The sequence below is a fragment of the Parabacteroides sp. PM6-13 genome (assembly GCF_029892605.1).
In the GTDB taxonomy this organism is placed as follows: Bacteria; Bacteroidota; Bacteroidia; order Bacteroidales; family Tannerellaceae; genus QVMG01.
Genome location: NZ_JARXWF010000004.1, coordinates 68,121 through 92,194 on the forward strand (window position 1 = coordinate 68,121; position 24,074 = coordinate 92,194).

A 24,074-nucleotide genomic window follows, 5' to 3' on the forward strand; every position below is an offset into this window, starting at 1 on the left:
TAAAATAGAATGGTATGAAACTTTCAAAATTCAAATTTGACCTGCCGCAAGAACTGATCGCTTTGCATCCGACCAAAAACAGAGACGAAGCGCGTATGATGGTGGTTCATCGTAAAAACGGGGAGTTTGAGCACCTCAACTTCAAAGATATGCTTGCCTACTTTGATGCCGGTGATGTGTTTATCTTCAACAACACCAAAGTGTTTCCTGCCCGCCTCTACGGCAATAAAGAAAAGACAGGGGCGCGCATCGAAGTATTCCTGTTGCGCGAGCTCAATCCGGAACTTCGCTTATGGGATGTATTGGTCGATCCGGCACGTAAGATACGCATCGGCAACAAGCTCTATTTCGGCGAAGACGACTCCATGGTAGCGGAAGTGATCGACAACACCACTTCGCGCGGACGTACCTTGCGCTTTTTGTATGACGGGAATCACGATGATTTCAAAAACTCACTCTACGCACTGGGCGAGACGCCACTGCCTAAATACATCGAGCGTGCTGTCGAGCCGGAAGATGAAGAGCGTTACCAGAATATTTTTGCTACGGAAGAGGGCGCTGTGGTCGCTCCGGCTGCCGGTCTGCATTTCAGCCGCGAACTGATGAAGCGCCTGGAGATCAAAGACTGTAAGTTCGCTTTCCTAACGGTTCACTCCGGACTGGGCAACTTCCGCGATATCGATGTGGAAGATCTGACCAAGCATAAAATGGATTCCGAGCAAATGAATATCAACAGCGAGGTGGTTGATGTCGTAAACAAAGGCATTGATGGCGGACACCGTATCTGCGCCGTAGGCACTTCTGTTATGCGTGCCATCGAAACAGCCGTCAGCACCGATGGTCACCTGAAAGAGTTTGAAGGATGGACCAATAAGTTTATTTTCCCGCCTTACGACTTCAAGGTAGCAAACTGCATGATCACCAATTTCCACCTGCCATTATCTACCCTGTTGATGATGACTGCCTCTTTCGGAGGATACGACCTGATTATGCAAGCCTATAAAGAGGCTATCAAAGAGAAATATCGTTTTGGCGCTTATGGCGACGCCATGCTGATTGTTGACTAACACGATGGCCATTGCCTTTCTAAGCATAGGAACCAATATAGGAAATAAACGCGGGAACCTAACTGAGGCAACCGGTTTATTGGCCGAAAGGGCGGGAGATATTCTCGCCCTTTCGTCTATGTATGAGACCGAACCCTGGGGGTTCGAGTCGGACAACTCCTTCCTAAACGCGGCGTTGATAGTGGTCACCAAGCTTACGCCCGAGGAATTGCTCAACGCCACCCGCCTGATCGAGATCGAAATGGGACGCATCGAGAAGAGCCACGGCACCTACCACGACCGCATCATCGATATCGACATCCTGATGTATGACGACCTTATCATGCAAACCGACACATTGACCATCCCCCACCCGCATATGCACAAACGCCTTTTCGTTATGCAGCCCCTGGCAGAGATCGCCCCCGAAGCCATACACCCCATCCTGCACAAAACCATGGAGGAGATAATGGCGGATTGCAGAGGGGTATAATCCAGGGGAACCAAACAAAAGAAATTGCTTTTTAATAAAAAATATCTATTTTTACCAACATAATTCAATAATAAAATATTGAAAAGGCTAAAAACCATCACGAATTTATACATTAACAAATAAAACCTGTTTTAATATGAAACCAGTTAAGTCAATCTGTTTGATAGCCTTGTTGATCACAACAGCGTTTCAGCTATCCTCTTGTTTGGGAGATCATGAGCCGGAAGAGATAGGATACAATCTATTCTTTAACTTCATCGATTCTTCGGGAAATGATTTTATAGTAAAAAACACTCCTTTGAATGATGGCTCCATATACGAATTGGATATTATTATTTCAGCGCCATGTAACAATTGGAATAATGACATCTATAACTTTTCAGGGAGTGATGTCAATCAGCCCGTATTTCGTTCCACATGGATTGATGGCCATGCTTATTTTACCTCCTATTTTTATCTTCCCGCGGATGATTGCCCGGAAATGAAAACACTTACTTACAAATTGAAATATCCGGGGTTATTTGGCGATGAAGAGGTACATGAAATTGTTTCTTACTGGGAGATCCCCAAAAAGAAACAAGAACCGGCTTGTTCTTATGCCATCTGTAAGCGCATAGAGTTTGAAGGGAAAGAGATATCCTCGATTGCGCCGGTCGAAACAAAAGGATATGCAACCCATTCCCTGGTTACGATCGTTTTGGATGAGAATGGCATACAATAAAATTCAAAACAACTTCTAAATCTTCTTTAAATCCCTCTTCTTTTTACGAGTTTACGCAGAAAACCATACCTTTGTATAGGATGGGGATTAGGTGATGAGAGCCGGATACAGATTCGGCTTTCTGATTCCTGTCTGATTATAAAAGCGTGAAACCTCGTATGGATGAATAATTCGTTTATTGCGCCATTTGCCAGACCTGTGTATGTGATGGTTAAGCCGGTTGGTTCTGTCTGTAACCTGGCTTGCGACTATTGCTACTACCTGGAAAAGGGCAGGTTGTATCCGGACATCAAGAATCACATCATGTCGGAACAGCTCCTGGAGAAGTTCGTCCGGGAGTATCTGGCGTGCCAGACCGTGCCGCAGGTTCTGTTCACCTGGCATGGTGGGGAGCCGCTCATGCGCCCCATCAGCTTTTACCGCAAAGCACTCGAACTACAGAAAAAATATGGCGGTGGCCGCCAGATCGATAACTGTATTCAGACCAATGGAACCTTGCTCACTGACGAGTGGTGCCGTTTTTTCAAAGAAAATAATTTCCTGGTAGGCATCTCGATCGACGGGCCGCAGGAGTTTCACGACGAATACCGCCGCAACCGGCAGGGGCTTCCCTCTTACTTCAAGGTGAGGAAAGGGATCGATCTGTTGAAAAAACATGGGGTGGAATACAACGCGATGGCGGTGGTCAACGATTACAATGTCGATTATCCGTTGGAGTTCTACCACTTCTTCAAAGAGATGGATTGCCGGTATATCCAGTTCGCCCCGATCGTGGAGCGCGTGGCCTTGCACCATGACGGCACTCACCTGACGACGCCCGAAGAGCAAGACGCGGCGATACGATTGGCTCCTTTTAGCGTCGACAGCGAGAAATGGGGCGCTTTTCTCTGTGCACTGTTCGACGAATGGGTGAAAGAAGATGTTGGCACCTATTTTGTACAGTTATTCGATGCGACCCTGGCCAACTGGGTGGGCGAAGAGCCGGGCGTATGCACGATGGCTCAGCGATGCGGACATGCCGGAGTGATGGAATTCAATGGCGATCTGTATGCCTGCGACCATTATGTATTCCCGGAATACAAATTGGGGAATATCCATACGCATAGCTTGACTGAGATGATGTACAGCCCTCGGCAGATCGCTTTCGGCGACAACAAACAGGCGACGCTTCCCGGAGAATGTCGGGCATGCGACTATCTGTTCGCCTGTAATGGAGAGTGTCCGAAGAATCGTTTCCTGCACACGGCAGCGGGTGAACCGGGATTGAACTATCTTTGTAAAGGATATAAAAAGTTTTTTGCCCATGTGGCTCCCTATATGGATTTCATGAAGAGAGAGATACTGGCAGGGAGGCCTCCGGCGAATGTGATGCTAATTGATAATTGATAATTGATAATTGATAATTGATAACAATAAGATAATGAGAAGACGTGAATTTATTAAAACAGGAGGAATGGTGATGCTTGGATCATTAGCCGCACCCTCGCTATTGGGTGAGACCCTTTCGTCGGGTGCCATCAATCAGGCGGTGAGTATTCCTTATGCCCTGGCGCATTTTGGAGTAACAGAGAGTGATTTGCGAAAAGTATTAACGGCTGCACTGGAAAAGGGAGGCGATTACGCGGATCTTTTCTTTGAGCATTCGTTCAGTAATAATATCAGTTTGCAGGATGGCGCGGTCAACTCCGCCCATTCCAATATCGACTTCGGCATGGGGGTACGCGTATTAGCCGGTGATCAGACCGGATATGCCTATGTCGAAAATGTCACGCTGGAGGAGATGCTGACGGCGGCTCGCACGGCTGCCCGTATCGCGACGGGCACGATCAGCGCCAAAGCGCCAGCCGATCTGACGGAGAAGGCTATTGCCCATAATTATTATCAGGTAAAAACAGCCTGGGACGAGATCGCTATCCAGGAGAAAATGCCCTATCTGCAGAAGCTGAATGATAAGGTCTTTGCCTTAGACAATCGGGTGATCAAGGTGCGTGCCTCCTTCGGCGATAGCACCTCACATATTCTGTTCTGCAACTCGGAAGGATTGATGTATTACGATTACCGTCCGATGGTGACGATGATGGCGATGTGTGTCATGCAGGAGGGCGAGAAGGTGGAAAACTCATACGCCACGCGTGCCTTCCGCATGGGCAGAGAGTTTCTGACCGATGAGCTGATCGACACCATGGCGCAAGAGGCGGTGGAAAAGACCTCTATCCTGTTCCAGGCCATCAAGCCGAAGGGAGGCGAGATGCCGGTGGTGATGGGTGCCGGAGGATCGGGTATCCTGTTGCATGAAGCGATCGGGCATGCCTTCGAGGCCGACTTCAACCGCAAGAACACCTCTATATTCTCCAGCCAGTTGAATAAGAAAATATGCAATGCGAACATCAATGTGGTCGATGATGGTACGATTCCGTTCAATCGCGGTTCGGTGAATATCGACGACGAAGGGGTTGACGGACAAAAGACCTATATCGTACACGAAGGGGTATTGACCAGCTACCTGCACGACCGCATCAGCGCGAAACATTACGGCATTGCCTCGACGGGTAACGGTCGCCGGGAGTCGTTCCGCCACATGCCGATACCGCGTATGCGCGCCACCTATATGGAGGCGGGTAATGTATCGGAAGAGGAGATTATCTCGACGGTGAAAAACGGTATCTACGCCGCCAACTTCACCAACGGACAGGTACAGATCGGTGCCGGCGACTTCACCTTCTTTGTGAAAGACGGTTACCTGATCGAAGACGGCAAATTGACACAGCCGATCAAAGATATCAATATCATCGGTAACGGACCGAAAGCGTTGGCCGACATGACGATGGTAGGCAATAACTATAAGATGGACAACGGCACCTGGAGCTGCGGCAAGGACGGACAAAGCTGTCCGGTGACCTGCGGTATGCCATCGGCCCTTGTAAGTAAACTAACGGTAGGAGGAGAAAGCTAATATGATAACGGAAGAAAATAAGAAATTGGCACAATGGGCGATGGAATATGCCCTGAAGAACGGATGTCAGGCCTCGCGCATCAGTATTTATTATGGATCGAACTCCTCGTTCGAGGTGCGCGACCGGAAGATCGACCGCCTGCAACAGGCATCGGAAAACAGTATGAGTATCCAGTTGTTTGTCGACGGACGTTATGGGAGCTACTCCACCAATCGCCTGGACAAGAAAGAACTGGAAACATTTATCAAAGGGGGCATCGAGGCCACCCGCTTCCTGGCGGAAGACAAAGCGCGCACCCTGCCCGATCCTTCGCGTTATTACAAAGGGGGAGAGCCGGATCTTCAATTGTTTGATGCCCGGTTCGACTCGATAGACCCCGACAGCAAAGTGGAGCTGGCGATGAAGGCCTGTGATGAGATCATGGGAAAGGATTCGCGTATCATCTCCGTCAATACCTCATATGGAGATGGGAAAGAGGCCTCTTACCGGGTAGCCAGCAATGGTTTTGAAGGGGAGAACTCCTCTTCTTACTACCACCTGTCGGCCGGTGTCAGCATCCACGGAGAAGGAGAAGCCCGTCCCGAATCCTATTGGTCGGACTCTTCGCTCTATTTCGACACCCTGCAAAAGCAAGGGATAGGAACCACCGCCTTAGAGCGCGTATTGCAAAAGCTGGGACAACGTAAGGTGGCGTCGGGCAAATACGCGATGCTTGTCGATAACCTCAATATCAGCCGATTGATCTCTCCGCTTATCAGCGCTATGTCTGGCTCTGCTATCCAACAGAAGAATTCATTCCTATTGGATAAGCTCCAACAAAAAGTGGCCGGGGAAAACCTCACCCTCTTAGACGAGCCGCATCAGATGCGTGCCTTCGGTGCTCGCTATTTCGATGGGGAAGGCATTGCCACCCGACGTATGCCGATCATTGAAAACGGGGTGTTGAAAACCTATTTCATCGATACCTATAACGCCAATAAGATGGGAGTCGATCCGACCATATCGGGTCCCTCGATCATCACCATGCCTTTAGGCACGAAAGACAAAGAGGGAATCATCCGAAATATGGACAAAGGGGTTCTGGTGACCGGCTTCAATGGCGGCAACAGCAATAGTTCGACCGGCGATTTCTCGTATGGGATCGAAGGCTTCCTGATCGAAAACGGAAAAATAGCGCAACCGGTTTCCGAAATGAATATCACCGGAAATATCCTGACCTTGTGCAATAATATCCTGGAGATAGGAAATGACCCGCGACACAATACAAGCTGGAAAATTCCGTCTATATTATTTAAGGATGTGGATTTTAGTGGATTGTAGCAAACAATCCACTATCTTTGTCCGCAACACGTAGTATTGTTAAGTAACTATTGCCGTGAGCGACGACCTTCGGTTCAGTCAAAGTCCGGAAGGACTTTCATTTGGATAACCCCGGGGGTCAACCCGGGGGAGTAGATAGCTCCTCTCGCTGAACCCCGAAGTGGGTTCAACCCGCTACGGGGTTGTTGTGAGACCGGTAGTACCCCGAGCTGCGCCTAACGGCTTGCACGGGGTTATCCACATAGAAGTCCTTGCGGACTTTGATTGGGAGTGGCTATTGACTGAAAATTGTTATTGACAGAAAGTTACTATTGTTAGGTATTAGTACAAAAAAGCTTAAGCAGTGATGAGAAAATTACTTATTCCATTATGCCTGATCCTGGCCTCCCATGGGGCCATCGGGCAGCGAACCTATCAGTTCGAATCACCCAATCGTTTGTTTATTGAAGGGAAAGAGTTGTTTGAGTTGAAAAACTACGCGGGAGCGATCGATAAGCTTCAGGCTTTCAAGCAGCAACCTATCGACACCGACAGCCGTCAGGAGGCTGACTACATGATCGCCTCTGCCTTTTTTCAGCAAGGACGTGGAGAGGCCGATCTGGTATTAAAGGATTTTCTGGACACCTATCCCGACACGCGCCATGCGGATGAGATCAATTTCATGATCGGTTCGGTTCACTTTGGGAAAGAAGAGTATCAGAAAGCGCTTTTCTGGCTGCGCGAATCGAATATCGATATGCTCAGCGCGAAACAGCAAGAGGCCTATTCGTTCCGCTTAGCCTACTCCTTATTGCAAACAGGCGACAGAGGCACCGCGAAGGGTTACTTCAACCGCATCCGGCAGATAGGGTCTACCTACCGGGAGGCAGCAGCCTATTACGTGGCCTATATCGACTATGCCGAAGGTAATTACGACAATGCCTTGCAGGAATTTGCCCGCTTACGCAATTTCAAAGCCTACGAGGAGCAATCGCTTTACTATATCACCCAAATCAATTTTATCCAGAATAAATATGAACGGGTCATACAGGAAGGCGAAGAGATGCTCTCTTTATATCCCGGCAATGAGAACAATGCCGAGGTGTATCGCATGCTGGGTAACTCCTATTACAACACAGGCAATGAAGAGAAAGCCATCGATCGTTTGAGTAAATATGTAGCGGCGGCGACCTCTCCCAAGCGGGGCGATCTGTATATCCTGGGTGTCTGCTACTTTAACAAAGGAGATCAGAACCAGGCTGTCCGTTCTTTAGGACGGGTAGTGAGCGAAAACGACGAACTGACCCAGAATGCCTACCTCTATCTCGGGCAGGCCTATCTGAAACAAAAGGATAAGAACAATGCCCGTATGGCGTTCGAAGCGGCGGCTACCGCCCCGTTCAACGAGCAGATCCGCGAAGTAGCCCTCTACAATTACGCCCTGCTTATTCACGAAACCAACTTCACCGGGTTTGGCGAATCGGTTAGTATATTCGAAGATTTTCTGAATGATTTCCCCAATTCGCGTTATGCTGATAAGGTAAACGACTACTTAGTGGAGGTTTATCTGACCACCAAGAACTACGAAGCGGCCTTGACCTCGATCGAGAAGATCAAGCAACCGAGCAGTAAGATACTGGAAGCCAAACAGGATATCCTGTTGCAACTCGGCACACAGGCCTTTACAAACGTAAAAACAGAAGAGGCGATCCGCTACTTCACGCGGGCCATCGATATGGGGAACCAGAACCCTGAAGCACGTAACGAGGCCTATTTCTGGCGCGGAGAATCCTATTATCGCTTGGAACGCTACCAGCAATCCATCACGGACTACCGCACGTATACCAATAACAGCCGCCAACGCAATACGGAGATGTATGCCCTGGCTCATTATAATATGGCCTACGGCTACTTCAAACAAAAGAATTATCACGAAGCATTGGCAACCTTCCGCCAATATACACAACTGGAAAGCAACCAGCAGGCGGCCACCTATGCCGATGCCTTCAACCGGATCGGCGACTGTCTGTTCCAGAACCGCCAGTTTGCTGAAGCGGAAGCCAACTACAACCGGGCGGCTCAGGCATTGCCTTCAGCCGGTGATTATTCGGTTTATCAGAAGGGATATGTGTTGGGATTGCAGAAAGACTACCGCGGAAAGATACGCGAAATGGATCGTATCATCCGTGAATTCCCGGAATCCCAGTATGTCGACGATGCTTTATACGAAAAGGGACGCTCGTATGTCTTATTGAATGAACACAGCCAGGCGGTCGCTTCCTTCGAATCTTTGATGAATCAATTCCCCAACAGTAGCTTGTCGCGCAAGGCAGGCGTGCAACTGGGCTTGATCCATTTCAATACAGACCAACCGCAAAAGGCTGCCGATGCCTACAAAAAGGTGATCAGCCGTTACCCGGGAAGCGAAGAGGCCCGCGTGGCGTTGAACGACCTGCGTTCGGTTTATATCGAACTGAACGATATCAATGCCTATACACAATATGTAAATTCGCTGGGCGGAAGCGTCCGCATCGAAGTAAGCGAGCAGGATTCACTCACCTACCTGGCTGCCGAACGCCTCTTTATGCGTAACGATTACGACGGAGCACGCCGCAGCCTGACCAACTATCTGCAAACATTCCCGGGTGGAGCCTTCAGTTCCAATGCCAACTACTACCTGGGAAATATCGCTTTCAGAAATAAAGAATACAACGAAGCACACAGCTATTTTACCCGTGTGTTGGATAGCGGCGATACCAATTTCCGCGAAGAATCGCTTGCCCGCAAGGCAGAGATCGAGTATATCGGTGAACGCTATGGCGATGCCCTGGAAACATTCAAGCAACTGCAACTCTTTGCCGAGAATCCGGTCAATAAAGAGGCTGCCAAGGTGGGTGTGATGCGCTCGGCCTATTACACCAACCAATCGCAGGATGCCCTGATTGCCGCCAGCGAACTGTTGAAAGAGGCTAAGCTCTCGCCCGAACTGATTGCCGAGGCGCGCTATATTCGTGCCAAAGCCAATCTGAAAGCAGGCAAAGCGACAGCCGCGATGGACGACCTCCGTGAGGTAAGCCGCGACACCCGCACCGCCTACGGAGCAGAAGCCAAATACCTGTTGGCACAGCTCTATTACGACACCAACGAAGACGCGAAAGCCATCGAACTGTTGGATGATTTCGCCACGAACGGCACCCCGCACCAATACTGGCTGGCACGCGGCTTTATCCTTTGGGCAGACATCTATATCCGCCAGGGCGATAACGTACAGGCACGGGTCTACCTGAACAGCTTAAATAACAATTACAAAGGCAATGACGATATTGCCGGCATGATAGAAGATCGTTTACAAAAAATCAAAGAGTAAGAAGAGGATGAAAACAACGAAGTATATAAAAGCCATTTGTGCCATCACATTTGTATTGGCTTCTTTCCATGCGAACGCCCAGGAAGAGGCAAACCTCAACCGGGAGATGACACTCGAGCGCGAATATGACCCAACGGTGCAGGACGCCAATAAGGTGAATAGCCTGCCTAAGGTGAAAGAACCGGAAATACGGAAGATCCCTATCGATTATTCGGCTACGACCATTCCCGGCTTTCCCGCCAAAGAGGTGACACTGCTCCCCTCCGGAAACGTTGCCACCGCGATGGAATACAACAAACGTCGCGGCTACCTCAACTTCGGTGCAGGCAATTATACCAACCTGAGTGGCGATGTGGGTTATCATATCCTGAGTACCCCCAAGGATCAGTTGAATATATTCTTCTCACATCGTTCGTCGAACGGGAAGATCAAGTATGTGCAGGAGTGGATGGATGATGAAAAGATCAAAGCCAAACTGAACGATAACCTGGGAGGCATTAACTTCCGCCATGTGTTCGATCGCCATACCCTGACTTTGGGTGGGCATTACGGATACAGCGCTTTCAATTACTTCGGCATCTATCCTTCCCCTATTGTAAGCGGGGATGAGCATGAGGGTGATGATTTGGTGTCGCCCTACGGTGATCGCGAAACCAACCAGACGCACCAGAGTTTTGGTGCCAACCTCGGTTTGGCTACCAATCCCGGAGCTACTAATTTAGGCTATAAGATAGACCTGAGTTATACCAACTTCTCCCAGAAGTATGCCTATCAGAAAGCCATTGACGGCGTCACCGAAAACAGCCTACAGGGAACGGTCGACTTCTTTGCCCCCGTCGCCACCTCCCAGCAGGTGGGTGTACGGGCGAATATGAACTATTTTTTCTATAGCTCACCGCTCGACTCGGCTTATAATAATTACCTGGTCGGCACCATCTCCCCCTATTATCAGGTGGAAGGAGGCCGCTGGCATTTATTGTTGGGTGCTCATATCATGTTCAACACCGGCGATTTCGACATGATCCGTGTCGCTCCCAATGTAGCTTTCGATGTGGAGATAGGCGATAAGACCCAGTTCTATGCCAAAGCCGGTGGACACGTGCGCAACAACAGCCTGTTTGAACTCTCACGGGTCAACCGCTATGCCAACCCCTGGAGCACCGGACCAAAGTCCTACAATCTATTGGATGCCATGGTGGGTATCAAAAGTGGCGTAGCCCCGGGCTTCTGGTTTGATGTGTTCGGCGGATACCAGATCACCGACTACAACTGCTTCTTTATCCCGACCGGACTCTACGGCAGAGACTTCGGCCAGGCGATGACGCTGTTTATGCCGGATGCTAAGCACTTCCTGTTTGGTGCCTCTCTGAAATATGCTTATCAGAACCTGTTCGAGGTGGGCTTGAAAGGGGTGTATAACAACTGGAAGGTCACCACAGAAGATGCCGAAGGAAATGAAGTGGAACACAAAGCGTACGGCGCTCCCGGCTTTGAATTCGCAGCCAACTTCACACTTCGCCCGATAGAGAAGCTGACCCTGGCGTTGGATTATAACCTACAGACAGGACGTTACATCGGTCCCGCATTTGGCGATGAGAAGATGAAGAACCTGAACGATCTCAACTTCACCGGCACCTACGCGATCAATGATACCTTTGGACTGTACGTAAAGCTCAACAACCTCTTATTTCAGAAGTATGAGCTCTATGCCGGTTATCCCATGCAGGGATTCAACCTGATGGGTGGGTTTAATATCAATTTCTAATGATTATACATATCCTTATTGTAGAAATTAAGGATATCGATTAGCATATTATGCGCCTGCACAGCCGGGCTATCCGGATTCAGTTCCATAGCCCGCAGGTAACTGTTCAATGCCTGCCGCGAGTCTCCCAACTTGCGGTAGGCATTGCCTCTTAGATACCATGCCTCATCCGAGGTTTCGTTCGTTTCCAGGTAGCGGTCGAGCTGTTCGATTGCCTCTGCTACCCGACCGGTATATATTAATTGTTTGATCTCTTCCATCATCTCTTTTGACTATTTACTGCATAAAACTACGAAATAATTACGAAAGTAGGCTTCTGTTTTTCTATTACGCTATCTGCGTATTGGCTTCATATGCCGTTAAGTAAATATTGTTTTTCGGATGAATTACACTGATTTCCGTTGAATGTCCGTATATTTATCGCGGAAAATAGAAACACCTAACACAAAACACAGATTAAGATCATGAAGAAAACATTTCTTACCTTCACATTTATTTTGTCTGCATGCCTCGCTTTCGGACAGGGTTATCAGTTCACAGACATCGTGCGTTTGCCGGCCACACCGGTGAAAAATCAGGCAGCTACCGGTACCTGCTGGTGCTTTGCTACAGTCTCTTTCCTGGAAGCGGAACTGCTCCGCATGGGAAAAGGAGAATACGACCTCTCGGAGATGTACCTGGTTCGCCAGAAGTATATGAATCAGTTGGAAGACAACTACCTGCGCCGCGGCCATGGCAATATCAGCCAGGGAAGCCTTGCCCATACGGCGCTCCGTGCTTTCCGTCAGGTAGGCATTGTGCCGGAAGAGGTATATCGCGGACTAAACTACGGCAGTGAGTTGCATAACCATAGCGAAATGGTTCGTTTCATGGAGGCCATTGCCAAACCGGCGATCGATATGAAAAAGCGGAGTCCGGAATATTATAAACTGGTGAATCACCTGTTTGATACCTACCTGGGTGAAAAGCCCGAAAAGTTTACATACAAAGGAAAAGAGTATACGCCGCAATCGTTTACCGCTTCGCTGGGATTGAATCTCGACGATTATGTAGAGATTGGCAGCTATACGCATCATCCCTATTATGCTCATTTCGAAATCGAAGTGCCCGATAACTGGGAACATGAACGGATCTACAACGTACCGTTGGATGAACTGATCGAGATCATGAACTACTCATTGAAACAGGGTTATACGATTGGTTGGGATGGCGATGTAAGCGAAAAGGGATTCTCTCATGTCAACGGCGTAGCGATCAATCCGGACATCATGCAGGTAGACAACTACGCAGGAACCGACCGTGCCCGCTTCGAACAGATGAACCCGGGTCAACGCCAGGAGGAGGCTTATAAGTTTGAAAGCCCCTGCCCCGAGGTGAAGGTGACGCCGGAGATCCGTCAACAAGGCTATGAGTCGTTTGTGACTACCGACGACCACCTGATGCATATCACCGGTCTGGTGAAAGACCAGAACGGCACACCTTATTATATCACCAAGAACTCCTGGGGAACAGAGCGCAACCGCTTCGGTGGTTACCTGAATATGTCGGAAAGCTTCGTACGCGCCAAAACCATTTTCATCCTGGTACATAAGGATGCGATTCCCAAGCAGATCAAAGCGAAATTACATTTATAAATACATAACAAAATGAAAATGAAACGCAGTTATTTATTACTTGCTGTTGCCGCAACCCTTTTAGCTGGTTGTACACAAACGCCCAAATCGTATGAGGTAAAAGGCACATTACCCGATGCTTCGTTCGACGGGAAAATGATTTATATCCGTTCTTACGACGAAAGCACCAACGTAGACTCAACGACTATTGAGGGGCAGAACTTTGTCTTTACAGGAACTATCGACCAGCCGATCATGGCACGCATCGACGTGGAACGTACCAACTATGTTAATTTCATCCTCGAAAACGGAACGATTGATCTGGATTTCGAAACACATCTGGGTTCACCCACGACACCGCTTAATACGAAGTTCAACGCAATGACGGAAGAGATCAATACGATGATCAAGAGCTATCAGGCAAAGGTAGCGGAGATCCGCGAAGAGGTGGCTGACCAGAAAGAGCAGCAAGAACGCATACAGGCCTATTTCCAGGATGAGTTCCGCGCGGTCTACTTAGGCAAAATCAAAGATTATTTCTTAGCCAATAGCGACAACCCGGTAGGTTACCGAGCCTTTATTGAATATTCCAATATGGCTGAACCCGCGGAGTTGGAAGAATTGATCCCGCAGGTTGGTCCCTGGTTGGCAGAAACAAAAGCAATCAAGCGGGTCATCACGCAGAATGAGGCATTAAAGAAAACCGCCGAAGGCATGCCTTTCGTGGACTTCACCATCGAAACGGAAGAGGGCGGTAAGGTTTCCCTGTCGGACTATGTAGGCAAGGGCAAGTATGTATTGGTTGATTTCTGGGCAAGCTGGTGTGGTCCCTGTATTCAGGAAACGCCGATCATCGCCGAGGTATATAATAAGTATAAAGGTGATAAGTTTGAAGTGCTTGGCGTAGCCGTATGGGACGAATTGGAAAAGACCAAAGAGGCGATTCCCAAGCATGACATCACCTGGCCACAGATCCTCAACGCGCAAAGCATCCCGACAGACCTGTATGGCGTCAGCGGCATCCCGCATATCATCCTGTTCGGCCCCGACGGCAAGATCGTGAAGCGTAACCTTCGCGGCGAAGCCCTGAAAAACGCAGTCGCCGAAGCAATGGAAGGAAAATAAGAGAGAGAGAGAGGAGAACCCCCTCAAAGAAAAGTCCCTACAGTCTTTGATGACTTTAGGGACTTTTTTATTTTTAGGGACTTTAAAGACTCTAAGAACCTTAAAGACGTATTACTTCGCCAGTGTCAGCTCTTCAATCAGGCGGGAATCCAAAAGAAACCTTCTTTAATAATGATACCAAGGAACAGGGCAATTCCAAAACTTAATAATGTACCGATCAATACATATTCGGTTTTGCCTGTTTTACTATCGTTATACCTCAGGATCGATTTTGCAGCAATAATAAACCCGATTGCGGTGTATTGTTGCAAGATAATTAAAACCATCGTGATTAGGCGTTCTAAGGTTCCTATCCATCGTCCGGCTCTTTCGAGATCATTGCCTCCTTTCTCCGGGTCGTAAAATCCTAATGATGAGAGACAGGTTCTTATCAATACGTTGGCGGGTTTCATACACAAAAGCACTCCTGCCAACAAGGATAGCTGCCTCATCGTCACCAACTCCAAATAAGCAGGTATTGATGGGTTTATTGTCCAAAAAAGAAAAACCACACCGATTATAACTAATAAATGTAGCACTTGATCTGCCACGAATAGATAATAATTATTCAGACTTTCAAATCGCCGCTGAATGATGTACTTCAGTCCGTCAATAAAAAAATGACTTACGCTGATAACAACAGCATACCAGATAAAGCTTCCGGAAAAGGTCATTCCGAAAGAGAGAGTAAAAACAATTAAAACATGGACATAAGCATGCCATGAAGCGAAATAATTGAGCTGCTTCTTACGACAAAACCATTCGGGTTGAGCAAAAAAGTCAGCTATAATATGAGCAATAAGTTGGGCTAATAAGATTTTTTCCATTGTACGCGGGTTTTGGGGTTGAAATACAAATATAACTCCTTTTTTCTCTACCGGAAATCAAATGTCGAAAACAAAACAAGAGCCTCTTCAATCGAAGTCCATCCTGCATTTTTTGAGTGCTGGTTGACAGAAGATTGAGACACTTCAAACTTATTCGCTATCGCCTGTTCAGAATATCCCAACAGTTTCCATAATATAATCTCACTCTGTTTGCGTGTCATTTTAGAAAAAATCGTATCAAGGAGTGATAATACGGGTTGGAATATGTTGTTTTGATAGTCGTTGTTAGAACCAAAGAAGAGTGTATTCTTTATGGTTACTCTTTCTTTATTCGATGTCTTTTGTTCAGAGATGTATCGTCCGGAAATAGTAATTGCTTCACCCTTCAAAATATTCTTATCAGCAAGTTCGATATCCATATTCCCCATACCGATAGCAACACGCACGCCGTATGTTTCAAACAGTTTCCGATATTTATCCGTTTGCAAATCATAATTTAACACTTCCTCTGTCGGGAACGACTTTATACCGCTCTTAAGTATTAAGGCTACCCGTAACGCATCATTGGGGTTAAATAAAAGGCACTCTATAAGATCGCCGGCAACCAGGCGCATCCTTATATCTCCTTTGTTATTCTCCTTCTGATAATGCTGTATTTCCTCAAAAATACTGTGTATATGTTGAGTTAGTAGTTCTAATTCTCTTGCTGATAGAGACGACGAAGCTATTATGTCTGCTGATATGGTTGCCCTTTTCATAGTGATTCCCTTTTTTATACAAATATAAGCTCTCAAGCTTATATATACAAATTATAAGCCCATTAGCTTATATAAACAATTTATAAGCTAATGGGCTTATGTGGACGTAGGGTGCACCCCCTGTCTTGAAAACGCTTACTTCGCCAGCGTCAGCTCTTCAATCAGGCGGGAGCATTTGCCCCATTTGTCGATCATATAGAGCACGTAGCGGATGTCTACGGCGATGCAGCGTTGCAGGTCGGGTTCGAAGGCAATATCGCCACTCATGGCTTCCCAGTTGCCATCGAAGGCCAAACCGATCACGCGGCCGTTCTTGTCGAATACGGGGCTGCCGGAGTTACCGCCGGTAATGTCATTATTTGAAAGGAAGCAAAGAGGCAGATCGCCATTTTCATTGGCATACGCACCGTAGTCGCCGCCACGAATCAGGTCGAGAATCTCCGGTTGTACCCAGAACTCATCGCTGGTCGGATCCTCCTTTTCCAGGATACCACGCTGGGTAGAATAGTAATCATACCAGGCAGCATCGTACGGACGATAGCCCAGGATGGAGCCATAGCTCAAGCGCATGGTGAAGTTGGCATCCGAAGAGAGCGCCTTTTCGGGATACATCTCTTTTAATCCGGCAAAATAAAGGCGTTCGCCCTTCTCCATATCGTAGTAGTTTTGTCCCATCATCTGTTGCAATTCAAAGATACTCATCAGAGAAGAGAGGCTTAATTCGGCCGCCGGGTCTTTCTGCAGTTTCTTATATTCCTTCGGATCGCTCACCAAGGTTCTGATATAATCGGGCGAAAGCAATTTGGTTTTCTTGAACACATCGGCGGCATATTTCTTGTAATCCCCTTTGTATTTCTTATCTACTTTCGGGAAAATATCAGGCAGATACTGCGGTTCCACATTCTCTTTCACCACCTGCATCATGGCAGCCAATACATCCTGATCCATTGTCGGTTCGTAGTCCTTGAAGAAAGGCAGGATACGGTCTTCCATAAAAATCTCCACCTCTTCGGCAGTAGAGCCTTTCACGTCGAAGCTCTGAACCATACGTGCCAAGCGAACGATCTCAACACCGCTCATATAAGCTTCCGACAGGAAGGTGGCATTGCGTGTATAGTCGTCGGTTCCGGTATACCCATTCTTCAACAGGTCGAGCACTTCACCATATTTCGCCTGACGGCCGGCATCGGCAGCTACCCATTTAGCGAAAGCAGCCTCTTCTTCCTGCTTGCGTTCAATCACGTTCAGGTTCTTCAACTGACGGTTCATGCCGATAGAGTTCTTCCAATAGTTAGAGCTTCCGGCAAACTTAGAGGCATATTTAATGCGAACAGCATCACTGGCCAACATCGCTTCTTTCCAGATGCCCTGTTTTACTTCGCGCACTTTGATACGAGGCTCGTTCGAGTCTTCCATCCGTTGCTTCACACCCCAGGACGAGAGATAGCGGCTGGTGCTTCCCGGGAAACCGATTGTCATGGCATAATCATGCTCCTGATAACCCTGCATAGATACTTCTGCCACATATCTCGGACGGTAAGGCTTGTTGGCCGGGTCATATTCTGCCGCTTCGTTGTTGCCATTTGCGTACACACGGAACACAGAGAAGTCGCCGGTATGGCGTGGCCACATCCAGTTATCGGTGTCGCCACCGAATTTTCCTACCGAGCTGGGCGGTGCAAACACCATGCGCACGTCGCGGAAAACTTCGTATACCACTAAGAAATACTTATTATTGGCATAGAAAGGAACCACATCGGCCGAAAGGAATTGGTTCCGACCTACCTCGTCGCAGATAACGCGTCCGATGGAATCAGCCATATTCAGGCGTCTGAATTCGGTATCCGCGCTTTCAATCTGGCCTATGACGCGATCGCTCACGTCGACGATCTCTTTCAGATAAAGCACACTCAGTCCGGGAACCGGCAACTCATCTTCCAGACGTTGAGAAACAAAACCGTCTTTCAGGTAATCGTGTTCCACGCTACTCAGCTGCTGGATAGAACCGTAACCGCAATGATGATTGGTGAACAACAGCCCCTGTTCGGAAACCGTAATACCGGTACAGCCACCACCAAAGATAACAACTGCATTGCTCAACGACGGGTCTGTTTCGTTATACAGCTCCTCATACGGAAGCGTAAAGCCCAGTTCCGCCATACGTGCCAGATTCACTTTGTTCAATTCTTTCAGAACCCACATGCCTTCATCCGCATAGGCCTTGCCTAACGTCATGACAGCCAATAACAGGATCACTCCTAATCTCTTCATAACTTTCATTTTATTTCCCTTTTTAATTGATTGATTTGACATTTATTTTTTGTTTAGCGTTTAAAGTATTTTCCGATAAAAGGCATATCGCGCAAGGCGATATCCCGGCGAACAGCGATGCCTATATAGACAAATAACAAGAGCGTCCGCAGCCCCAACCGAAGCCAGATCGATTCGCATTGGATAGCCATACCTGCCGCGAACAATAGAATCCCGATCCCTATATATAACGCTGCCGAACGCAGATCGTACGCAATCGGGTATTTCTTCTGCCCGACGAAGTAAGAGATCAGCATCATCAACAGATTGCAACAGAACGAAGCCCAGGCACAAGCCATAAAACCGTAGGCAGGAGCAAACCCGACAATGATCAATACCGTAGCGACGCATCCCGCCAACGAGAACCAGGCGCCCCAATGGGTCTGGTCGGTCAGTTTATACCAGAGCGAGAGGTTGAAATAGATCCCAAAGAAAAACTCGCCCGCCATCACAATGGGTACGACCTTCAATCCGGGATAATAGTCGGGGGTCAGGAACAATAGTTTGACAATATCCAGGTAATACATCACCCCCAGGAAGATAAAAACCCCGAAGATGATAAAGTATTTCATGGCTTCGCTGTAGACCCGCAGGTTGCCTTTCTCTTTGTTTTTAGCAAATATAAAAGGCTCGTAGGCATAACGGAATGCCTGTATAAACATGACCATAATCACCGCGATCTTGAAACAGGCGCTGTAGATACCCAGTTGTTCGTCGGCATATTGTGTATCATCGAACAGAAAGCGGAAAACGATCTTATCCGCCGTCTGATTGAATACCCCGGCAATACCCAGGATCAGGATCGGGAACGAGTAACGCAACATCTGCCGCAACAAAGGAAAACTGGGTTTGCTTTTGAATGCCGGACGCATGGAGGGGATAAGCAATAACAGGGTAACGACAGAAGTAATCACATTGGCCACAAAGGCATAACCTACGCCATAATCGGGGCGGTAGAACCAACTGATCGCCTCCGGCATACTCTTCCAGATAACCGGGCAAAGAAGAAAGAAAAACAGGTTAAGCCCGATGTTGAGCCCGATATTTGTCAGGCGGATTGCCATAAAGCGTACCGGCCGACTCTGATAGCGCAGAAAAGCAAAAGGAATCGAACAGAAAGCATCCAACCCGACAATCAGAAACAACATCTTCAGGTAATCGGGATAGGCTTCGTATTGCAATAGGCGACTGATCGGGTCTATGAAGATATAGGTAATCACAACGAAAAGAGCAGAGGTAATCGCCAGGCTGAACAAGGTGGTGGCATACACCCGCATCGGCTCTTTCTCCTCTTTTTTATTGATGAAGCGGAAGAAGCCCGTCTCCATGCCATAGGTAAGAATAACCAGTAAGATAGCCACCCAGGCAAAGGCATTGGAGTAGATCCCGAACTCGCCCGTTCCATCGAATACCCGCACATACATCGGCACCAATAGCCAGTTGAGCATCTTTCCCAAGATACTGCTTACTCCATAGATGGCCGTGTCTTTGGCCAGACTTTTCATTCCTCCGGCCATTGCTTAGTCGAATAAGAATCCTTGGGAAGAGGCCCGCTTGCGCCCCAGGTGGGTATAGGCCAATTCCGTCACTTCGCGGCCGCGCGGCGTACGTTTGATAAATCCCTCTTTGATCAGGAAAGGCTCATAGACCTCCTCCAATGTGCCGGGATCTTCGCCCAAAGCCGTCGCGATCGTGGTCAGGCCAACCGGCCCTCCGTTGAATTTATCGATAATGGTGGTCAATAAGCGGTTGTCTATCTGGTCTAAGCCATAGCGGTCGATATTGAGCGCTTCGAGGGAATAGCAGGCTATGGCTTTGTCGATATCGCCATTGCCTTTCACCTGGGCAAAGTCGCGCACGCGGCGCAATAAGGCATTGGCAATACGCGGCGTGCCGCGGCTGCGCGAAGCAATCTCGAGAGCCGCATTGGCTTCGCATCGCACCTGCAGAATATCAGCGCTACGTTGTACGATCTTCGTCAGCGTCTCCACATCGTAATACTCCAGGTGCATATTGATCCCGAAGCGGGCACGGAGCGGACTGGTCAAAAGACCACTGCGTGTCGTAGCCCCCACCAATGTAAAAGGAGACAGATCGATTTGGATCGAACGGGCACTCGGTCCCTTGTCGATCATGATATCAATACGGTAGTCCTCCATCGCCGAATAGAGATATTCCTCCACGACCGGACTGAGTCGGTGGATCTCATCGATAAAGAGTACATCATTCTTTTCCAGGGAGGTCAATACGCCGGCCAGGTCGCCCGGCTTATCCAATACCGGTCCGGAGGTGACCTTAAAGCCTACCCCCAGTTCGTTGGCAATAATATTGGAAAGGGTGGTCTTCCCCAGTCCGGGAGGACCGTGAAGCAAGACATGATCCAAAGCTTCCCGACGCATGCGCGCCGCCATCACAAAGATCTTCAGGTTCTCAACTACCTTGGCCTGTCCACTGAAGTCATGGAAAGACAAAGGGCGCAGGGCGTTTTCAAATTCCCGTTCATTTTCAGGTATCCTACCCTCGCGTATATCGAATTCGTCTTCCATGTGTGTGTCTTCCTGTTTTAGCGACAAAGGTAATAATATGTTTGTTAATTATGAATTATGAATTATGAATTTAAGAGTCCTACGGGTTTACGCCGCTAAAACAATTCCGCTTCCAGTCTTGTTTTCTATATATAAACAATTAAAAATTGAATTATGAAAGCATTGTATACAGCCGTAGCTACCAACACAGGTGGCAGAGCCGGAAGAGTAACATCGTCAGATGGAGTGATTAATCTTGATTTGCGTCCCCCCAAGGAAATGGGAGGTCCGGGTGGCGATTACACCAATCCCGAGCAATTGTTTGCCGCCGGTTATTCCGCTTGTTATTCAGGCGCCTACATGAAGATGGCCCTTGATAGAGGGGTGCGCATCCGCCCGGAAGTGACGTTGAAGGTGACGTTAAACGAAGTAAGCGACGGATTTAAGCTATCCGCCGTCATTGTGGTGAAAACAACCGGTATATCCCCTGAACAGGCGAAAGAACTGGCCGAAGCAGCTCATGCTTTTTGCCCCTATTCACGCGCCACACGAGGAAACATAGAGGTAGAATTACAGACAGTAACAGAATAAAGGTTTTTTAATCAGGCAGTGATGCCTTGTTTTGCATAACCTAATGGGACAGGCTGCGGATCGTTTGATCGCAGCCTGTTTTCTTTTTGGGGGAGCGAGGAAGTTCTCCTAATTGATTGAGACGCGGTTGCTCCCAGCGGCTTAAAAACAACATGAAAAGAGCGAACAAATTCCGATTTCATTTGTTTTATCCATTATAATAACGAATCAAAAATAATACCCTTATGAAACTCTACAATGAAGATTATGTCATAAGCTATGCGCGAAAGCATTCACCATTCTACAGCGAGTTATACAAAAATCTACCGGAGCATATCTCCTCCGTAGCGGAACTACCGATTTTGGATCAGACATTGTTCTGGGATGCCAACACATCGGACGAGAGCAACACCCTATTGACCGGCGTCATGCAGGGTGGTGTCGCATTTAAAAGCGGCGGCACGACGAGCGCACCCAAGTTTTCCATCTACACAAAAGAGGAATGGGGTACTCTTAGTCGGTTAAGCGGACTTGCTTTGATGTATAATGGTATCAAGACAGGGGATAAAATAGCTAATCTTTTCTATGGCGGCCAATTGTATGGAAGCTTTTTGTTTTCTCACAGCAATATGCTGGATTGTCCGATAGAGGTGACGGAATACCCGATTATGGGATCGACACCCATAGCGGACATGGTGCATTATATACTTCAGTTTCGTATCAATGTATTGGCCGGTGTGCCAACCACATTCATGTCCATCTATCAATATGCCAAGGAACACAGTATCGACCTTTCGTTTGTCGATAAAATTTATTTTGGCGGAGAAACCTTCTTCCCCGATCAGCGGGAATTTGTCGCATCAATCAGTCCGGGAGTTCAAATACGTTCCTATTGCTATGCCTTGGTGGATGGCGGATTGGGCGGCTTTTGTGATGACTCTTGCGGATTCAACGAGCACCGTTCGTTTGATCATGCCATTATTCTGGAAATTATCGACGAAGATACCGGCGAAGTCATCCGCGAAGCCAACCGCGAGGGCAAATTGGTCGTTACCTCCCTGTATCGCCTATTGCAACCCATGATCCGCTATCCGTTGGGAGATAGAGGAGTATGGCTGGAACCGGAAGGAACCTTCAACCGAAAGTTCAAACTCCTGGGGCGTTCGGAAGAGGGGGCTCGTATTGGACCGATCTCGATTTATTACGATGATATACGGGGCATTCTGGCGCAAGTGAAAGAAGTAAATGTCTTGAATTATCAATTGATAGTTAGTCATATTAATGGAAAAGACAAGCTTACCCTCCGCATTGCCACCGATGATCCGGAGCATGCCTGTCGCTATAGTTCCGACTACCTGCGCATTTTATTCGAAGAACGTCATTCGTTTGTTGAAGAAATGGAAGCCGGACATATTCATGCCCCGGAATTTATTTTCGGAACGATTGAAGATTTGCAATACAATGAACGCACCGGTAAGATAAAACGTATCATCGATAATAGGATCAAACGCTAAAAAGAGAAACAGCCATGTTAGAACACGCAGATTTTTTATGTAATAGTTCGGATGCCTATAATCATTCTCCGGAAATGAACCGGCTTTTTGTGGAAGGGATGAAGGAGATTACTCGTTTTCATCAACAAAACAATGCCTTCTACGCCCGTTTGTTGGAGAAGAAACAGTTCGATATCGATTCGCTCATGACAGTCGACGATTGTGCGAATATACCCTTTTTGTATGCTGACTTTTTCAAAACGCACGTAGTGAAAAGCATCCCGGATGAAATGGTAGCGGAGCATTTTACCTCTTCGGGCACCACCGGTCAGATGAGCCAGATGTTTTTTGATGCCCGCTCACTCGGATTAGGTATTCAGATGGTTGATTTTGAGATGGAATACCTGGGGTTTGTTGCACCGGAACAGGTCTGTAATTACATCTTATATTCGTATGAAATCCCGAAAGATTCAACCTTAGGGACAGCGAACACCGATAAGCGACTGCTGAAATATACGAAAGTCAACGAAGTGGAATATGCCCTGAAACAAAACGGTCGCGGAGGATACGAATTTGATGTGTTTGGCATCATTCGCGCTTTTCAACGCTTTGCCGCACAAGGTTTGCCTGTCCGGATTCTGGGATTTCCCTCGTTCTTTTATTTCACATTAGAGCAGATGCGTGATCTGAAGATGCCTCCGGTGAAGTTGCATCCTGACTCTTGCACCATTTTCGGAGGTGGCTGGAAAGGATATGCCGGTAAACAAATATCGAAATTAGCATTATATCAATTAGGCGAGGAGATATTGGGTATCCCCAATCATCGTTTTTGCGACGGGTTTGGTTCGGTCGAACATTCCATCCCTTACCTGGAATGTAAACACCATCATTTTCATGTGCCGACCTGGTCGCGTGTGTTTATTCGCGATATGAAAACGCTTGAGGTCTTGCCGATGGGCGAACCGGGTTTTCTTCAGTTTGTTTCTCCTTATATTTCGTCAGCGCCAGCCCATAGTATTGTTATGGGTGACAAAGCGGTTCTCTATCCTGCCGAGCAATGCGGTTGCGGATTAGAAACGCCTTACTTTGAAATCCTGGGCCGCGCAGGAACATCTAAGAACAAGAGTTGTGCCATTGCCGCATCGGAATTTTTGAAAAAATAAGTTGAT

General features: G+C 47.8%; 19 protein-coding genes. 13 read left to right on the top strand and 6 right to left on the bottom strand.

Annotated features, from left to right (window positions below):
- Positions 1–14: 14 nt before the first annotated feature.
- The 8 genes from queA to M2134_RS05295 all read left to right on the top strand — a co-directional run bounded on the left by queA (position 15) and on the right by M2134_RS05295 (position 11,645).
- A complete protein-coding gene (gene queA / locus M2134_RS05260; protein ID WP_280751439.1) occupies positions 15–1,067 on the top strand; it encodes a tRNA preQ1(34) S-adenosylmethionine ribosyltransferase-isomerase QueA in 1,053 nt (350 codons plus the stop codon).
- A gap of 4 nt (positions 1,068–1,071) precedes the next feature.
- On the top strand, positions 1,072–1,539 hold the full coding sequence (folK, locus tag M2134_RS05265; protein WP_280751438.1) for a 2-amino-4-hydroxy-6-hydroxymethyldihydropteridine diphosphokinase: 468 nt from the start codon (positions 1,072–1,074) through the stop codon (positions 1,537–1,539).
- A 136-nt stretch (positions 1,540–1,675) separates the two neighbouring features.
- The gene (locus M2134_RS05270; RefSeq protein WP_280751437.1) at positions 1,676–2,260 is read left to right on the top strand and encodes a hypothetical protein; all 585 of its coding nucleotides are present in this window, start codon (positions 1,676–1,678) and stop codon (positions 2,258–2,260) included.
- 162 nt (positions 2,261–2,422) lie between these two features.
- Entirely contained in the window at positions 2,423–3,646 is a 1,224-nt protein-coding gene (locus M2134_RS05275; protein ID WP_280751436.1) for an anaerobic sulfatase-maturation protein, read from the top strand.
- Positions 3,647–3,680: 34 nt separating this feature from the next.
- Complete coding sequence (locus tag M2134_RS05280) at positions 3,681–5,213, top strand: TldD/PmbA family protein (protein WP_280751435.1); 1,533 nt, start codon at positions 3,681–3,683, stop codon at positions 5,211–5,213.
- 1 nt (position 5,214) lies between these two features.
- Positions 5,215–6,534, top strand: a complete 1,320-nt coding sequence (locus M2134_RS05285) for a TldD/PmbA family protein (protein WP_280751434.1) — start codon at positions 5,215–5,217, stop codon at positions 6,532–6,534.
- 346 nt (positions 6,535–6,880) lie between these two features.
- Positions 6,881–9,880 (top strand): tetratricopeptide repeat protein, encoded by a 3,000-nt coding sequence (locus M2134_RS05290; protein WP_280751433.1) that lies wholly within the window; start codon positions 6,881–6,883, stop codon positions 9,878–9,880.
- 7 nt (positions 9,881–9,887) lie between these two features.
- Entirely contained in the window at positions 9,888–11,645 is a 1,758-nt protein-coding gene (locus M2134_RS05295; protein WP_280751432.1) for a TonB-dependent receptor, read from the top strand.
- Here the strand turns inward: M2134_RS05295 and M2134_RS05300 are convergent.
- Positions 11,642–11,905, bottom strand: coding sequence for a tetratricopeptide repeat protein (locus tag M2134_RS05300; RefSeq protein WP_280751509.1), 264 nt, complete (start codon positions 11,903–11,905; stop codon positions 11,642–11,644). The genes M2134_RS05295 and M2134_RS05300 overlap by 4 nt on opposite strands.
- A gap of 204 nt (positions 11,906–12,109) precedes the next feature.
- Here M2134_RS05300 and M2134_RS05305 point away from each other — a divergent pair, with 204 nt between their 5' ends.
- Positions 12,110–13,279 carry a C1 family peptidase gene (locus tag M2134_RS05305; protein ID WP_280751431.1) on the top strand — a complete coding sequence of 390 codons (1,170 nt, stop codon included), beginning with the start codon at positions 12,110–12,112 and terminating at the stop codon, positions 13,277–13,279.
- Between the two features lie 18 nt (positions 13,280–13,297).
- Complete coding sequence (locus M2134_RS05310) at positions 13,298–14,383, top strand: TlpA disulfide reductase family protein (RefSeq protein ID WP_280751430.1); 1,086 nt, start codon at positions 13,298–13,300, stop codon at positions 14,381–14,383.
- Between the two features lie 137 nt (positions 14,384–14,520).
- Here M2134_RS05310 and M2134_RS05315 read toward each other — a convergent pair whose 3' ends face one another.
- From M2134_RS05315 to ruvB, 5 genes are all read right to left on the bottom strand, one after another.
- A complete protein-coding gene (locus M2134_RS05315) occupies positions 14,521–15,249 on the bottom strand; it encodes a DUF3307 domain-containing protein (protein ID WP_280751429.1) in 729 nt (242 codons plus the stop codon).
- 47 nt (positions 15,250–15,296) lie between these two features.
- On the bottom strand, positions 15,297–16,007 hold the full coding sequence (locus M2134_RS05320; protein ID WP_280751428.1) for an RNA polymerase subunit sigma-70: 711 nt from the start codon (positions 16,005–16,007) through the stop codon (positions 15,297–15,299).
- 135 nt (positions 16,008–16,142) lie between these two features.
- Positions 16,143–18,278: a S46 family peptidase gene (locus M2134_RS05325; RefSeq protein ID WP_348525027.1), complete on the bottom strand. Its 2,136-nt coding sequence runs from the start codon at positions 18,276–18,278 to the stop codon at positions 16,143–16,145.
- 53 nt (positions 18,279–18,331) lie between these two features.
- The gene (locus M2134_RS05330; RefSeq protein ID WP_280751426.1) at positions 18,332–19,834 is read right to left on the bottom strand and encodes an oligosaccharide flippase family protein; all 1,503 of its coding nucleotides are present in this window, start codon (positions 19,832–19,834) and stop codon (positions 18,332–18,334) included.
- Positions 19,835–19,837: 3 nt separating this feature from the next.
- Positions 19,838–20,863 (bottom strand): Holliday junction branch migration DNA helicase RuvB, encoded by a 1,026-nt coding sequence (gene ruvB, locus M2134_RS05335; protein WP_280751425.1) that lies wholly within the window; start codon positions 20,861–20,863, stop codon positions 19,838–19,840.
- A gap of 153 nt (positions 20,864–21,016) precedes the next feature.
- Here ruvB and M2134_RS05340 point away from each other — a divergent pair, with 153 nt between their 5' ends.
- The 3 genes from M2134_RS05340 (at position 21,017) to M2134_RS05350 (ending at position 24,068) form a co-directional block, all read left to right on the top strand.
- Positions 21,017–21,433 (top strand): organic hydroperoxide resistance protein, encoded by a 417-nt coding sequence (locus M2134_RS05340; protein WP_280751424.1) that lies wholly within the window; start codon positions 21,017–21,019, stop codon positions 21,431–21,433.
- 224 nt (positions 21,434–21,657) lie between these two features.
- Positions 21,658–22,926 (top strand): hypothetical protein, encoded by a 1,269-nt coding sequence (locus M2134_RS05345; protein WP_280751423.1) that lies wholly within the window; start codon positions 21,658–21,660, stop codon positions 22,924–22,926.
- Between the two features lie 14 nt (positions 22,927–22,940).
- Positions 22,941–24,068, top strand: a complete 1,128-nt coding sequence (locus M2134_RS05350; protein WP_280751422.1) for a hypothetical protein — start codon at positions 22,941–22,943, stop codon at positions 24,066–24,068.
- Positions 24,069–24,074 lie beyond the last annotated feature (6 nt).

Coding starts and splice junctions, on each gene's coding strand:
- queA (WP_280751439.1), top strand. CDS start 15: ATGAAACTTTCAAAATTCAAATTTGACCTGCCGCAAGAACTGATCGCT.
- folK (WP_280751438.1), top strand. CDS start 1,072: ATGGCCATTGCCTTTCTAAGCATAGGAACCAATATAGGAAATAAACGC.
- M2134_RS05270 (WP_280751437.1), top strand. CDS start 1,676: ATGAAACCAGTTAAGTCAATCTGTTTGATAGCCTTGTTGATCACAACA.
- M2134_RS05275 (WP_280751436.1), top strand. CDS start 2,423: ATGAATAATTCGTTTATTGCGCCATTTGCCAGACCTGTGTATGTGATG.
- M2134_RS05280 (WP_280751435.1), top strand. CDS start 3,681: ATGAGAAGACGTGAATTTATTAAAACAGGAGGAATGGTGATGCTTGGA.
- M2134_RS05285 (WP_280751434.1), top strand. CDS start 5,215: ATGATAACGGAAGAAAATAAGAAATTGGCACAATGGGCGATGGAATAT.
- M2134_RS05290 (WP_280751433.1), top strand. CDS start 6,881: ATGAGAAAATTACTTATTCCATTATGCCTGATCCTGGCCTCCCATGGG.
- M2134_RS05295 (WP_280751432.1), top strand. CDS start 9,888: ATGAAAACAACGAAGTATATAAAAGCCATTTGTGCCATCACATTTGTA.
- M2134_RS05300 (WP_280751509.1), bottom strand. CDS start 11,905: ATGGAAGAGATCAAACAATTAATATATACCGGTCGGGTAGCAGAGGCA.
- M2134_RS05305 (WP_280751431.1), top strand. CDS start 12,110: ATGAAGAAAACATTTCTTACCTTCACATTTATTTTGTCTGCATGCCTC.
- M2134_RS05310 (WP_280751430.1), top strand. CDS start 13,298: ATGAAACGCAGTTATTTATTACTTGCTGTTGCCGCAACCCTTTTAGCT.
- M2134_RS05315 (WP_280751429.1), bottom strand. CDS start 15,249: ATGGAAAAAATCTTATTAGCCCAACTTATTGCTCATATTATAGCTGAC.
- M2134_RS05320 (WP_280751428.1), bottom strand. CDS start 16,007: ATGAAAAGGGCAACCATATCAGCAGACATAATAGCTTCGTCGTCTCTA.
- M2134_RS05325 (WP_348525027.1), bottom strand. CDS start 18,278: ATGAAGAGATTAGGAGTGATCCTGTTATTGGCTGTCATGACGTTAGGC.
- M2134_RS05330 (WP_280751426.1), bottom strand. CDS start 19,834: ATGGCCGGAGGAATGAAAAGTCTGGCCAAAGACACGGCCATCTATGGA.
- ruvB (WP_280751425.1), bottom strand. CDS start 20,863: ATGGAAGACGAATTCGATATACGCGAGGGTAGGATACCTGAAAATGAA.
- M2134_RS05340 (WP_280751424.1), top strand. CDS start 21,017: ATGAAAGCATTGTATACAGCCGTAGCTACCAACACAGGTGGCAGAGCC.
- M2134_RS05345 (WP_280751423.1), top strand. CDS start 21,658: ATGAAACTCTACAATGAAGATTATGTCATAAGCTATGCGCGAAAGCAT.
- M2134_RS05350 (WP_280751422.1), top strand. CDS start 22,941: ATGTTAGAACACGCAGATTTTTTATGTAATAGTTCGGATGCCTATAAT.